This is a genomic window from Blautia sp. DFI.3.45, from assembly GCF_020593505.1.
In the GTDB taxonomy this organism is placed as follows: domain Bacteria; phylum Bacillota; class Clostridia; order Lachnospirales; family Lachnospiraceae; genus Blautia_A; species Blautia_A wexlerae.
The window spans coordinates 1-12,892 of the sequence record NZ_JAJDMI010000064.1 but is presented as its reverse complement, the minus strand read 5'-3'; the positions used below and the strand labels follow the sequence as shown (position 1 = coordinate 12,892).

Annotated in this window: 13 protein-coding genes and 1 other RNA gene; 12 read left to right on the top strand and 2 right to left on the bottom strand. The window is 41.5% G+C overall.

Features of this window, described 5'->3' with window-relative positions; translation table 11 throughout:
* Nucleotides 1-215 precede the first annotated feature (215 nt).
* From LJE09_RS15615 to LJE09_RS15595, 5 genes are all read left to right on the top strand, one after another.
* Nucleotides 216-1,577 carry a citrate/2-methylcitrate synthase gene (locus tag LJE09_RS15615; protein WP_008703524.1) on the top strand — a complete coding sequence of 454 codons (1,362 nt, stop codon included), beginning with the start codon at nt 216-218 and terminating at the stop codon, nt 1,575-1,577.
* A 94-nt stretch (nt 1,578-1,671) separates the two neighbouring features.
* Nucleotides 1,672-2,175 (top strand): YqeG family HAD IIIA-type phosphatase, encoded by a 504-nt coding sequence (locus tag LJE09_RS15610; RefSeq protein ID WP_008703523.1) that lies wholly within the window; start codon nt 1,672-1,674, stop codon nt 2,173-2,175.
* Entirely contained in the window at nt 2,172-2,696 is a 525-nt protein-coding gene (locus LJE09_RS15605; RefSeq protein ID WP_227311532.1) for a shikimate kinase, read from the top strand. The genes LJE09_RS15610 and LJE09_RS15605 overlap by 4 nt, the downstream gene beginning before the upstream one ends.
* Before the next feature lie 143 nt (nt 2,697-2,839).
* The gene (efp, locus tag LJE09_RS15600) at nt 2,840-3,397 is read left to right on the top strand and encodes an elongation factor P (protein ID WP_008703519.1); all 558 of its coding nucleotides are present in this window, start codon (nt 2,840-2,842) and stop codon (nt 3,395-3,397) included.
* 117 nt (nt 3,398-3,514) lie between these two features.
* The gene (locus LJE09_RS15595) at nt 3,515-4,522 is read left to right on the top strand and encodes an aldo/keto reductase (protein ID WP_025577088.1); all 1,008 of its coding nucleotides are present in this window, start codon (nt 3,515-3,517) and stop codon (nt 4,520-4,522) included.
* A 147-nt stretch (nt 4,523-4,669) separates the two neighbouring features.
* Here LJE09_RS15595 and LJE09_RS15590 read toward each other — a convergent pair whose 3' ends face one another.
* On the bottom strand, nt 4,670-5,218 hold the full coding sequence (locus LJE09_RS15590; protein WP_195284754.1) for a Uma2 family endonuclease: 549 nt from the start codon (nt 5,216-5,218) through the stop codon (nt 4,670-4,672).
* Between the two features lie 215 nt (nt 5,219-5,433).
* On the opposite strand from LJE09_RS15590, the gene LJE09_RS15585 reads away from it, so the two are divergent.
* Nucleotides 5,434-5,577, top strand: coding sequence for a hypothetical protein (locus LJE09_RS15585; protein ID WP_008703512.1), 144 nt, complete (start codon nt 5,434-5,436; stop codon nt 5,575-5,577).
* Nucleotides 5,578-5,668: 91 nt separating this feature from the next.
* Here LJE09_RS15585 and ssrA read toward each other — a convergent pair.
* Nucleotides 5,669-6,017: a transfer-messenger RNA gene (gene ssrA, locus LJE09_RS15580) on the bottom strand.
* A 405-nt stretch (nt 6,018-6,422) separates the two neighbouring features.
* Here ssrA and LJE09_RS15575 point away from each other — a divergent pair.
* The 6 genes from LJE09_RS15575 to LJE09_RS15550 all read left to right on the top strand — a co-directional run bounded on the left by LJE09_RS15575 (nt 6,423) and on the right by LJE09_RS15550 (nt 12,669).
* Nucleotides 6,423-7,103, top strand: a complete 681-nt coding sequence (locus tag LJE09_RS15575; protein ID WP_020993968.1) for a response regulator transcription factor — start codon at nt 6,423-6,425, stop codon at nt 7,101-7,103.
* Complete coding sequence (locus LJE09_RS15570; RefSeq protein ID WP_227311531.1) at nt 7,100-8,644, top strand: sensor histidine kinase; 1,545 nt, start codon at nt 7,100-7,102, stop codon at nt 8,642-8,644. Before LJE09_RS15575 ends, LJE09_RS15570 begins: the two co-directional genes overlap by 4 nt.
* A 245-nt stretch (nt 8,645-8,889) precedes the next feature.
* Nucleotides 8,890-9,528: an imidazole glycerol phosphate synthase subunit HisH gene (hisH, locus tag LJE09_RS15565; protein ID WP_008703502.1), complete on the top strand. Its 639-nt coding sequence runs from the start codon at nt 8,890-8,892 to the stop codon at nt 9,526-9,528.
* Nucleotide 9,529: 1 nt separating this feature from the next.
* Nucleotides 9,530-10,288, top strand: a complete 759-nt coding sequence (gene hisF / locus LJE09_RS15560; protein WP_008703500.1) for an imidazole glycerol phosphate synthase subunit HisF — start codon at nt 9,530-9,532, stop codon at nt 10,286-10,288.
* Between the two features lie 32 nt (nt 10,289-10,320).
* Nucleotides 10,321-10,995, top strand: coding sequence for a uracil-DNA glycosylase (ung, locus tag LJE09_RS15555; protein ID WP_008703498.1), 675 nt, complete (start codon nt 10,321-10,323; stop codon nt 10,993-10,995).
* A 45-nt stretch (nt 10,996-11,040) separates the two neighbouring features.
* On the top strand, nt 11,041-12,669 hold the full coding sequence (locus LJE09_RS15550; RefSeq protein WP_022381210.1) for a putative polysaccharide biosynthesis protein: 1,629 nt from the start codon (nt 11,041-11,043) through the stop codon (nt 12,667-12,669).
* Nucleotides 12,670-12,892: the final 223 nt, after the last annotated feature.

Below are 12,892 nucleotides of genomic sequence, written 5' to 3'. Positions count from 1 at the left end.
GGCAATCTGGAATGAATTTTGGCTACGTTACTGTGAACGGAGTGAACAGTAACAATCTGATTTTTTATGTTTAGAAACAGAATATATAAGATGTAGACCGAAAGAGAAAAAAATGCTATAATATTTACAGAGATGTGCATCTGCAAATTGTTGCGATGACAGAAACGAGGAGGGAATCATTATCGAGAGAATTGTGAAGAAAGGAGATTTATTACATGGCGGGATTTAAAACCAAAGTAACACCTGAAATTGAAAATCTGACGGAGGTTTGCAAGGAACATACAAGTCTGGATCTTTCTCTGTATGCAAAATATGATGTGAAGAGAGGTCTTCGTGATATTAATGGAAAAGGGGTTCTTGCAGGCCTGACTCAGGTTTCTAATGTGAAAGCCACAAAGATTGTTGATGGCAAAGAAGTTCCATGTGCTGGAAGTCTTTCCTACAGAGGATATGATATCAAAGATCTTACCAGGGGATTTATCGAAGATGACAGATATGGATTTGAAGAAGTTACCTATCTTTTATTATTTGGCAGTCTTCCGGATAAGAAACAGCTTGCAGATTTTACACAGCTTCTGGCAAATCAGCGGTCACTTCCTACAAATTTTGTGCGTGATGTTATAATGAAGGCTCCGAGCAAGGATATCATGAACGGGCTTTCCAGAAGTGTGCTTACTTTATATTCTTATGATACCAACCCTGACGATACATCATTGCCGAATGTGCTCAGACAGTGTCTGAATCTGATCAGTGTATTTCCGCTTTTATCTGTTTATGGATATCAGGCTTATAACCATTATATTAAAGATAAGAGTCTCTATATCCATAATCCGAAGAAAGAACTTACCACAGCAGAGAACATTCTGAGAATGCTTCGCCCGGATAAGAAGTATTCACATCTGGAGGCAAAGATTCTGGATATTGCGCTTATCCTTCATATGGAACATGGCGGAGGTAATAACTCTACATTCACAACTCATGTGGTTTCCTCATCAGGAACTGATACATATTCTGCGATTGCCGCAGCACTTGGCTCATTAAAGGGACCAAAGCATGGCGGTGCCAACATTAAAGTTGTCAGGATGTTTGATGATATGAAGAAGGAAGTTAAGGACTGGAAGGATGAAGACGAGGTCCGGACATATCTGAAGAGACTTCTTCATAAAGAGGCATTTGACCGGAAGGGACTGATCTATGGAATGGGACATGCGATTTATTCAGTGTCTGATCCGCGAGCTGAAGTTTTCAAGGCATATGTGGAAACTCTGGCAAGGGAAAAAGGCAGAATGAAAGATTATGCCCTGTATTCTATGGTGGAACGTCTGGCACCTGAAGTAATTGCAGAAGAGCGTCGTATTTATAAAGGTGTAAGCGCCAATGTAGACTTTTACAGCGGTTTTGTGTACAGTATGCTGGATCTGCCACTGGAATTATATACACCGATGTTTGCAGTTGCACGTATCGTAGGATGGAGTGCGCACCGTATGGAAGAGCTCATTAATGCAGATAAGATCATCCGTCCGGCATATAAGAATGTTCTGGAACCGGCAGTATATGTTCCTCTTAATGAACGCTGATCATAATGATTCAGTATTTCGGGGACAGCGTACTGTCAGACACTTATCGCTGATCTTGTTTTCAGAAAAATATAAATAAAGGAAATGACTACGGATGTTTAATTGCTTTTTTCCGGATGAATATCTGGATTCGACCTATGTGATAAACTTCGATGATCTGTATGCGCAGGGATACAGAGGACTTCTGTTTGATATAGATAATACTCTGGTACCTCATGGTGCACCGGCAGATGAGAGAGCATGTGCGTTGTTTGCACATCTGAAGGAACTTGGATTTAAATGCTGTTTTCTGTCAAACAACCAGTACGAGAGAGTTTCTTCTTTTAATGATGCGATAGGAGCGCAGTTTATCGAGAATGCACACAAGCCTTCAACAAAAAATTATATCAGGGCAATGGAACTTCTTGGGACAGACAGAAGTAATACAGTTTTTATAGGAGATCAGCTCTTTACTGATATATATGGTGCGAAACGCACAGGAATCCGGAATATTCTGGTGAAACCACTTAATCCGAAAGAAGAGATTCAGATCGTACTGAAACGATATCTTGAAAGAATTGTACTATATTTTTACCGCAAAGAGGAGGGGAATTCATGAACCATATTGTTATCATAGGATTTATGGGTTCAGGTAAGACAAGAGTAGGAAAACGGCTGGCAAAAGATTTCAATCTTCCTTTTGTAGACGTTGACCGCGTAGTATCAAAGAAGATGAACCTTACAATGAAAGAAATCTTTGACAGATTCGGAGAACCATTTTACAGAGCTCTTGAGACAACTGTGATCAAGGCACTGATCGATGATCCGGAACAGAAGATCATTTCTCTGGGGTCCGGTCTTCCGATGCAGGAACAGAATGCAAAATATATTAAAAAACTGGGAACTGTAGTATATTTGAAGGGATCTTATGCAACGTTGAAGAAGAGACTGGAAAATTCTAGCAGCAATCCTCTGATCGAGGGAGAAGACAAAGAAGATAAGATCAGGAAACTTCTTAAACAGCGTGATCCGGTTTATGCGAAGTTTGCAGATGTTGAGATGATCACAGGAGATAAGCCGTTTGAGGATCTGATTGCTCAGCTTGAAGAAAAATTAAAAACATGTGTAAAAAATAGTTGAAAAAAACAGCAGAATATTATAAAATTAAATAAGAGTGTGTCACAAAACTGAGAAAAGCACGAGAGGGACACACACTTTGAACGGCTGTTGTTGTCAAAAGACACAGCATTGCTGAACTGTACTATTAAGGAGGAAATATAACTATGATTTCAGCAGGTGATTTCAAAAACGGTATCACACTTGAAATTGACGGAAACGTATGTCAGATCGTTGAATTCCAGCACGTAAAACCAGGAAAGGGTGCTGCTTTCGTAAGAACAAAATACAAAAACATTATTACAGGAGCAGTTCTTGAGAAGTCTTTCCGTCCAACAGAGAAATTCCCGGCTGCACGTATTGAGCGTGTAGATATGCAGTATCTGTATGATGATGGTGATCTGTACTACTTTATGAACGTAGAGACATACGATCAGGTTGGTCTTACAAAAGATCAGGTTGGAGATTCTCTTAAATTCGTTAAAGAGAACGAGATGGTTAAGATCTGTTCCCACAACGGAAATGTATTTGCTATTGAGCCTCCTCTGTTCGTAGAACTTGAAGTTACTGAGACAGAGCCGGGATTCGCCGGAAATACAGCACAGGGTGCTACAAAACCGGCTACTGTAGAAACAGGTGCACAGGTTCAGGTTCCGCTGTTTGTTAATCAGGGCGACAAACTGAAAATCGATACAAGAACAGGAGAATATCTTTCTCGAGTATAATCAGGATGAAACCAGTTGTTTGTTTTGTCTGATCGACAGATGTAAAGAGATAAAAACTGCCATCGGTAAGATCCGGTGGCAGTTTTTTATCTCTGATTGAAAATAGGAGAAAAAAATATGGAATATGTAACACTTGGAAAAACCGGTCTCAGGGTTTCCAGAATGGGCCTTGGCGGGATACCGATCCAGAAAATTGATGCGGAAGGAACAAAGACACTACTGCATAAGCTGGCAGACCGGGGAGTAAATTATATTGATACAGCCAGAGGATATACGGTCAGTGAAGAATATCTGGGATATGCACTGGAAGGTATCAGGGACAGATTTATAATTGCCACAAAGTCCATGGCACGTACAAAGGAAGCTATGGCTGAAGATATTGAGAAGAGTCTTCATAATCTTCGTACAGATCATATTGAATTATACCAGGTGCATAATCCGAGTATGGAACAGCTTGATCAGGTGCAGGCGGCCGGTGGTGCCCTTGAAGCACTGCAGGAGGCAAGAGCAGCAGGAAAAATCGGACATATTGGTCTGACCGCTCATTCTGTGGAGGTTTTTGCCCGGGCTCTGGAGCTTGACTGGGTGGAAACTATTATGTTTCCATATAATATTGTAGAGAGTCAGGGGGAAGAGCTGATCTCAAAATGTGAGGAGAAAAACATCGGCTTTATTGATATGAAACCTCTGGCCGGTGGTGCAATTGAAAATGGAACGCTGGCATTGCGTTATGTCTGTTCGAATAAGAACGTTACTATTGTGATCCCGGGAATGGCGGAAGAGAAGGAAATCGAGGAGAATATAAAGGCCTGTCTTGATGATTCCCCGTTAAGCGAGAAAGAACTGGAGGAAGTTCAGACAGTACGGAATCAGCTTGGCACAAATTTCTGCCGCAGATGTAATTACTGTGCTCCATGCAGTGTGGGAATCGATATTTCGGGTGTGTTCCTGTTCGCAGGCTATCTTAATCGTTACGGGCTGGGAGACTGGGCAAGAAACCGTTACAGTTCTCTTGCGGTGAAGGCTTCCGCCTGTATAGAATGCGGCAAATGTGAAACCAGATGTCCGTACCATCTGCCAATCCGCGAAATGCTGAAAGAATGTGCACAACAGTTTGGTGAATAAAAAACATCCACATTAAAATCCTTTGGCGCCATAAAGAATACCAGATGTGTTTTGGTAATCAAACTATCGGATATGTCATGGAACAAGCACAATAAAAAGTTGGTAAAATCCCATATAGAAGGGATGTATTACCAACTTTTTTAGATTTTACAGGATATTTATTTCTGAGAAATCAATAGATAAATCTTCGTAAATTCCAGCTTTTACAGTATCAGTGAACGAATATTCTTCAATGGAATAATCATGATTAAAGTTGTATACTGTAATTCTGTTTTTTGCGATATCTACGATCCAGTATTCCCGGACACCTGCGGAACGATATTTGAAAAGTTTCAGGAGATAATCCATTTTTCTGCTTGCAGGCGATACAATTTCAATAATCCAGTCTGGTGCGCCTTTACATCCTTTATCATCAAGTTTGTTTGGATCACAAATCACAGATATATCTGGTTCGACATAAGTATTATTTATTTCATCAAGATATACGGCGAATGGTGCAGGAAGCACTTCGCAAGTTCCTTTGTGCTGTTTTATATAATTACGGATGATAGCGGAAAGCTCCATGACGAGTTTCTGATGTTTGTACGATGGTGGTGCCATATGATAGATGTGTCCGTCAATCAGTTCAGCTCTTTCGCCATCTGGCAGAGCATAAATATCTTCAATGGTATAAGATTCTTCTTTGAGTAAAGCCATACGATCACGCTCCTTTTTGATTATATTATAGTGGATTTACATAAAATATTCAACACTGACCATCTGGCAGCAACTCTTTTTTATATTTGTAATTTGCTACTGTCACAGGTCATTGTACACCAGAATCTATTTCTGAATGTGCTCGTTATAAATGTGAACAGGCAAAAATTCCGGTTAAAAGTATACATGCTATTCGCAGGACTTTAAATTCACGTATGCGTGTAAATGGTGCAGATTCAGTGACAACTGCTGTCCTGATTGGAAACACACCAGAAGTAAATGAAAATTTCTACACATATGATGTAAGCGAATCAGACTATAAAAAAGAGCTTATCCGTAAAGTATCACTTTGTGGATAAACTCTTTATCATGCCTTGATTACACTTGCTTGCTTACTTCCTGCTTACTTAAAAAACCAAGAGATAAAACCCTTATAAAATCAAGGAATTTTTATGGACCTGGCGGGAATTGAACCCGCGTCCGAAAGCCTATTCATTGAGGCATCTCCCATCACAGTCGCTGTTTTAACATTCCCTTGGATGTACGCCCACCGACAGGCTTACAACCTTAGTAGCTTCATGATACATCTACCGGGGCAAAGCTTACCCGGCAAGGTTTCTCACATGGTCGACGTCAGATTCCTGAAGTGTGAGTGCATCAGGGCTGACGAGCAGCAATTAGGCTGCTAACGCGTACTGTTCGTCTGCGTTTATATTTAGTTTCCCGGTTGGTACGCAGTCTGGGAGTCTGCGGATGGCTTCCCCAACTTCAAAGCCCCCGTCGAAACCAGTACAAGCCCTGAAAATGAGTCTGCAACGCTGTTTTTCATAAAACAGCACTGGTGATGAGACGAAAGCACTTTTTAATATTGATATATCATTCATTATATAAGATATATCGACTGATTAACAGTATAGAAATAAAAACAGAATTTGTCAAGAAGATTTTTATATTTGAGGCTGTTTGGTGTTGTGAACGGCAATACTTATAATTTTTCTGTCATATGTTCACAAATCTTACATAAATCTCTGCTATAGTAACCATATGAAAGATAAAATCTGTTACTGAGGGCGATTTTCCCGGATTTTGCGCTGTGGCTGTAAAGGCGCTGAACAGTCGTGGATTTTAACAATACTCGGAAAACAGTATAAATAAAAAGTAAAAACTGTTTCGGAAAATAATGAAGGAAAACGGAGGGGATAAAATGGATACATTAAAAATCCTGGTGGTGGATGATGAGAGCCGTATGAGAAAGCTGGTAAAGGATTTCCTGACAAAGAAGAATTTCCAGGTACTGGAAGCCGGTAATGGTGAAGAAGCCATGGATATCTTTTATGAGGAGAAGGACATCGCACTGATTATTCTGGATGTCATGATGCCGAAGATGGATGGATGGGAAGTTTGTCGTGAGATTCGCAAGAACTCAAAAGTTCCGATCATTATGCTGACTGCAAGAAGTGATGAGAGAGATGAGCTTCTTGGATTTGATCTGGGGGTAGATGAATACATCTCCAAACCATTCAGTCCGAAAATCCTTGTTGCAAGAGTGGAGGCAATTCTGAGACGTACAGGTCAGAATAATCCGGAAGATGTGATTTCAGCAGGCGGCATTGTTATAGATAAAGCAGCACATCTGGCTACTGTGGATGGTAAGCCTATGGAACTGAGCTTTAAGGAATTTGAACTTTTGACATATTTTCTGGAGAATCAGGGAATCGCACTTTCCAGAGAAAAGATCCTGAATTCTGTATGGAATTATGACTACTTTGGAGATGCTCGTACGATTGATACCCATGTTAAGAAGCTCAGAAGTAAAATGGGAGATAAAGGTGAATATATAAAGACTGTATGGGGTATGGGATACAAGTTTGAGGTAGACGAATGACAGGAAACGGAAAAACAGATAAAAAATTTCATACTCTGCAACATCAGATTTCAGTAGTGTTTATATGTCTGTTACTGCTTTCGATCTTTACCATTACTCTGATCAATGGTCTTTTTCTTGAAAAATATTATGTATCCAAAAAAGTAGAAGTGCTGGAGGAGGCAAAAGAAGTGTTGTCTCAGATGAATCTGGATGACATCCTGCAGTATGATACAGATATAGAAGAGGACAAAAAAGAGGCAACAGATGAGATTTCGGATGAGATTGAGAGGAGCAGTTCCAGAAATAACCTTACCTGGATCATAGTAAATGAGGAAAACAGCGGTTATTATTACTGGGGAGAGAATAATATGGCAAAAATGCTCCGCAGTAAGCTGTTTGGGTATATTAATAATCTGGATCAGGATATGCAGCACAGTCGTGTGCTCAAAAAGACAGATACCTGTACCATGTGGCAGGTGCATGATCGCTTTGTAGGCATGGAATATGTGGAATGCTGGGGACAGTTTGATAATGGTTACTATTTCCTGATCCGTTCTCCTCTGGAAAGTATTAAGGAAAGTGCATCTATTTCCAACAGTTTTTACTTCATTGTAGGAATAATCATAATTGTGGTCAGCGGTATTGTGATTCTTGTGATGACAAATCGTATTACCCGCCCGATCAGTGAACTGACCAAATTATCAGAGAAGATGTCTGATCTGGATTTTGATGCCAGATATCAAAGCAGGGCAGGTAATGAGATTGATGTACTTGGCGATAACTTTAACAAAATGTCCAGAAAACTTGAGAGCACGATCTCAGAGTTGAAATCGGCTAATAACAAGCTTCAGAAAGACATAGAAGATAAGATTAAAATTGATGAGATGCGTAAGGAATTTCTTGATAATGTTTCTCATGAACTGAAAACTCCTATTGCATTGATCCAGGGATATGCAGAGGGGCTGAATGAAAATATTTCCGATGATCCGGAAAGCAGGGAATTTTACTGTGAAGTTATTATGGATGAGGCTTCAAAGATGAACAAGCTGGTCAAAAACCTGCTGACGCTGAATCAGCTGGAGTCCGGTAAAGATGCCCCGGTGATGGAAAGATTTGACATTGTATCTCTGATCAGGGGTGTACTTGGTTCTATGCATATTATGATCGAACAGAAAGAAGCAACTGTGATTTTTGAAGAAACAGAACCTGTATATGTATGGGCGGATGAGTTTAAGATTGAAGAGGTTGTGACCAATTATACAAGCAATGCACTGAACCATCTGGACGGAGAACGAAAAGTAGAAATTAAGGTTCTTCAGGAAGAGGACTGTGTGAAAGTAACCGTATTTAATACAGGTACTCCGATTCCGGAAGAGGATATCCCAAATCTCTGGAATAAATTCTACAAAGTAGATAAGGCCCGGACAAGAGAATATGGCGGAAGTGGTATCGGACTTTCAATTGTTAAGGCAATCATTGAGAGTATGAACCAGAAATATGGGGTATGTAATTATGATAATGGCGTGGAGTTCTGGTTCACTCTGGATTGCAGGCAGTGATAAGATATCCGGGTATTGTGAACGTAGTGAGAAGCGTGTTACTGTGAATGGAGTGAACAGTAACTGGTAGTATGATCGGAATAAAAACAGACAGAAGCAAAGAAAGCACTTTGCAACTGTCTGTTTTTGGGTTATACTGTATTGGAGCGTTTTGATCGGATATTTTATTCCGGTCTGACATGTGATCCGGAAAACCTTTGGATTACCATAATGAGGAAAACAGATAATGACATCAGGAGGATAACATGATTGCAATAATTGACTATGATGCCGGAAATATTAAAAGTGTAGAAAAAGCACTTCATTATCTTGGGGAAGAAACAACAGTAACCCGCGATCCGCAGACTTTGTTAAATGCGGATAAAGTAATCCTGCCGGGCGTGGGAAGCTTTGGACAGGCGATGGAGAATCTTCATACATACGGACTTGTACCTGTGATCCATGAGATTGTAGAGAAGAAGACGCCATTTCTTGGAATCTGCCTGGGACTTCAGCTCCTTTTTGAAAGCAGCGAGGAGACACCGGGGGTGGAAGGCCTTGGAATCCTGAAAGGGAAAATTGTTAAGATTCCGCCTGCACCCGGGCTTAAGATTCCACATATGGGATGGAATTCCCTGCATTTTCAGAATAATGGCAGACTGTTTCAGGGAATCCCGGAACAGACCTATGTATATTTTGTGCATTCTTATTATCTGCAGGCAGAGGAGCCTGAGATTGTAAAGGCTACTACAGAATACAGCACCTGTATTCATGCTTCCGTAGAAAAGGACAATGTATTTGCCTGCCAGTTCCATCCGGAAAAGAGCAGCAAATGGGGACTGAAGATACTTGAAAATTTTGCTGCTGTGGGAAAAGACGGCAATACTGAGAAGGAGGGAAAATAAAATGTTTACAAAGAGAATTATTCCCTGCCTGGATGTAAATAACGGACGTGTGGTAAAGGGCGTAAATTTTGTGCAGCTTCGCGATGCGGGTGATCCGGTGGAGATTGCCAAAGCCTATGATGCAGCAGGAGCGGATGAACTGGTGTTTCTCGATATTACAGCATCCTGCGAACAGAGAGATACAGTAGTTGACATGGTAAGACGGGTTGCTGCCAATGTATTTATCCCGTTTACAGTAGGCGGCGGTATCCGTACTGTAGATGATTTCAAGAAACTGCTGAGAGAAGGAGCAGATAAGATTTCCGTAAATTCTGCAGCAATTGACAGACCGGAACTGATCAGTGAGGCGGCTGACAAGTTTGGAAGCCAGTGCGTAGTTGTGGCTATTGATGCCAAGCGCAGAGAAGACGGCGGATGGAATATTTACAAACATGGCGGAAGACTGGATACAGGGATTGATGCCATAGAGTGGGCAAAGAAAGTGGAAGCTCTGGGTGCAGGGGAAATCCTTCTCACCAGTATGGACTGTGACGGTACAAAAGCAGGATATGATCTGGCTCTTACCAGAGCAATTGCTGATGCTGTCTCCATTCCTGTGATCGCATCAGGCGGTGCAGGTACACTGGAGCATTTTTATGATGCACTGACCGAAGGGGGAGCAGATGCTGCACTGGCTGCGTCTTTGTTCCATTATAAAGAACTGGAGATTTCTCAGGTGAAGGATTATCTGTCTGACAGGGGAATTTCTGTCAGACGATGACCACGAAAAATATAAGAGGTGAAGGATAAGGTATGTCAGCAATTTCAGGTGACTGGCTGGAAGCCCTGAAGGGGGAGTTTCACCAGCCGTATTATGCGAAATTATATAAAACGGTGATGACAGAATATCAGACTAGGAAGATTTTTCCTCCTGCGGATGATCTGTTTAATGCATTTCATTTTACACCGTTGAATGAAGTGAAGGTAGTGATTCTGGGTCAGGATCCCTATCATAATGACGGGCAGGCTCATGGGCTTTGTTTTTCCGTAAAGAGAGGAGTGGAGACGCCACCGTCCCTGGTGAATATTTATCAGGAGCTTCATGATGACTGTGGATGCTATATCCCCAATAACGGCTATCTGGAGAAGTGGGCGAAGCAGGGAGTGCTTCTTCTGAACACAGTTCTGACTGTACGCGCCCATCAGGCAAATTCACACAGGGGGATCGGCTGGGAGCAGTTTACGGATGCTGCGATCCAGGTTCTGAATGAGCAGGACCGTCCTATTGTATTTCTGCTCTGGGGACGTCCGGCGCAGATGAAAAAATCCATGCTGAATAATCCGAAGCATCTGATTCTGGAGGCGCCTCATCCAAGTCCTCTGTCTGCTTACAGGGGATTTTTCGGATGTAAACATTTCAGTAAAACAAACGAATTTCTTGTTGCCAATGGTCTGGAACCAATCGACTGGCAGATAGAAAATATATAAGAAAAGAGGTAATGTGTAGTCAGGTAAAAGACACACAGTGATAACATGAATCAGAAAAACAATTTAGTAAAAAATGCATCCTTTCTGATGATTGCAGCTATGATCTCCAAGGTAATCGGTCTTCTGTACAAGAGTCCCCTTTCCAATATTATAGGAAGCCTTGGAATGGGCTATACAAGCCTTGCGCAGAATGCCTATATGATCCTTCTGATGATCGCATCCTTTAGTATTCCACAGGCGGTATCCAAGCTGATCTCCGAGCGTATTGCTCTGAAGGATTACAGAAATGCACATAAGTTCTTTAAGGGTGCCATGATCTATGCCATGGTGATTGGCGGAGTGGTCGGTTTGTTCTGTCTCTTTGGAGCAGGGCTGATCATCCCTCAGAATCAGAAGGATGCAATTCCGGCACTTCAGATCCTGGCTCCGACGATTTTTTTGTCCGGTATTCTTGGGGTATTCAGAGGATATTTTCAGGCATACAGAAATATGATGCCAACATCTATCTCCCAGATTATTGAGCAGGTATTTAATGCGGCAGTCAGTCTTCTGGCTGCATGGGGATTTATCAATGCATTCTCAGATGGAACAGAGAACAGCATTGCAAAATGGGGGGCAGCAGGTTCCACAGTAGGAACCGGAGCCGGAGTGGTGACTGCATTGGCATTCATGCTTCTGGTATATGGTGTGAACCGCAGAAAAATCCTGCACCGGGTAGAGAGAGATCACAGACACCAGGAAGAGTCCTACAAAGAGATTTTTCGTGTGATCATCCTGGTTGTTTCGCCGATCATTCTCAGCGCCTTTGTTTATAATGTAAATGCTTATATCAATGGGTATCTTTTCTCGGATATTCTGGGAAGAAGAGGTGGAGATGCGGCACAGATTGGTATTTTATATGCAGAGTATGCTACTTACTTTATGACAATTATTAATATTCCTCTGACGCTGTCCAGTACGGCACCTACTTCCATGATTCCGGAAGTTTCCGCTCTGTATGCCACCGGAGATATTGAAGCGACCAGAGAGTGCATTGACCAGACCGTACAGCTTTCTATGGTAGTTTCCGCCCCATGTGCAATGGGACTGGCAGTGCTTGCACAGCCGATTGTATTTTTGCTTTACGGAAATTCCACAGGACTGGCAGCCAACCTGCTGATCCTTGGTTCTTTTTCGATCCTGCTCAATGGAATGTCAAATATTTCCAATGGAGTTCTGCAGGCAATCGGACAGCAGAGGATTCCGGTGATTACGGCAGCAATCGCACTGGTTGTGGATATTGTGGTAGTGGTAGTGTTGCTGTTTACTACAAACCTTGGAGTTTACGCACTGCTGATCGCAATGGTGATCTATTCTGTGGTTGTATGTGTGTTAAATGACAGAGCCATGAAGAAATATCTGCAGTATAAGAACCCATGGAAAGAAGGATATCTGTATCCTGTTCTTGCATCTGTTCCCATGGGAATTGTTGCAGGCTGTATCTGCTATGGACTGAACATTTTTGTAAAATCCAATTTCATTTGTCTGATCGTTTCCATTCCTGTTGCTGCGGTTGTTTATCTGTTTGCTTACCTGATCATCAGCAAGCCGTCAGAATCACAGCTTAGAAGAATTCCGGGTGGAAGCTATCTGATAAGGATTGCAGAGAAACTTCCGTTCTGGCAGAATAATTAAACACTGAAATTATAAAAAACAAAAGAGTTATATTTCATGGTTTAAATGTAGTTCTGAAATAGAAACACATTTAAAATTTCTGAAATATAACTCTTTTTTGAGCGCGTTTGAAAAATGCTTTTCGCAAAGCAGGATATGTAGATTGCGGGAATGATTTTTCAAATACGCTCTAGAGCGTGTCTGAAAAATAAAAATTGCACAAAACGCATGTTTTATTTCCCTT

What these genes read in the sequence shown, in the direction of transcription:
- LJE09_RS15615 (WP_008703524.1), top strand. Translation starts at nt 216, where the DNA reads ATGGCGGGATTTAAAACCAAAGTAACACCTGAAATTGAAAATCTGACG.
- LJE09_RS15610 (WP_008703523.1), top strand. Translation starts at nt 1,672, where the DNA reads ATGTTTAATTGCTTTTTTCCGGATGAATATCTGGATTCGACCTATGTG.
- LJE09_RS15605 (WP_227311532.1), top strand. Translation starts at nt 2,172, where the DNA reads ATGAACCATATTGTTATCATAGGATTTATGGGTTCAGGTAAGACAAGA.
- efp (WP_008703519.1), top strand. Translation starts at nt 2,840, where the DNA reads ATGATTTCAGCAGGTGATTTCAAAAACGGTATCACACTTGAAATTGAC.
- LJE09_RS15595 (WP_025577088.1), top strand. Translation starts at nt 3,515, where the DNA reads ATGGAATATGTAACACTTGGAAAAACCGGTCTCAGGGTTTCCAGAATG.
- LJE09_RS15590 (WP_195284754.1), bottom strand. Translation starts at nt 5,218, where the DNA reads ATGGCTTTACTCAAAGAAGAATCTTATACCATTGAAGATATTTATGCT.
- LJE09_RS15585 (WP_008703512.1), top strand. Translation starts at nt 5,434, where the DNA reads ATGCGTGTAAATGGTGCAGATTCAGTGACAACTGCTGTCCTGATTGGA.
- LJE09_RS15575 (WP_020993968.1), top strand. Translation starts at nt 6,423, where the DNA reads ATGGATACATTAAAAATCCTGGTGGTGGATGATGAGAGCCGTATGAGA.
- LJE09_RS15570 (WP_227311531.1), top strand. Translation starts at nt 7,100, where the DNA reads ATGACAGGAAACGGAAAAACAGATAAAAAATTTCATACTCTGCAACAT.
- hisH (WP_008703502.1), top strand. Translation starts at nt 8,890, where the DNA reads ATGATTGCAATAATTGACTATGATGCCGGAAATATTAAAAGTGTAGAA.
- hisF (WP_008703500.1), top strand. Translation starts at nt 9,530, where the DNA reads ATGTTTACAAAGAGAATTATTCCCTGCCTGGATGTAAATAACGGACGT.
- ung (WP_008703498.1), top strand. Translation starts at nt 10,321, where the DNA reads ATGTCAGCAATTTCAGGTGACTGGCTGGAAGCCCTGAAGGGGGAGTTT.
- LJE09_RS15550 (WP_022381210.1), top strand. Translation starts at nt 11,041, where the DNA reads ATGAATCAGAAAAACAATTTAGTAAAAAATGCATCCTTTCTGATGATT.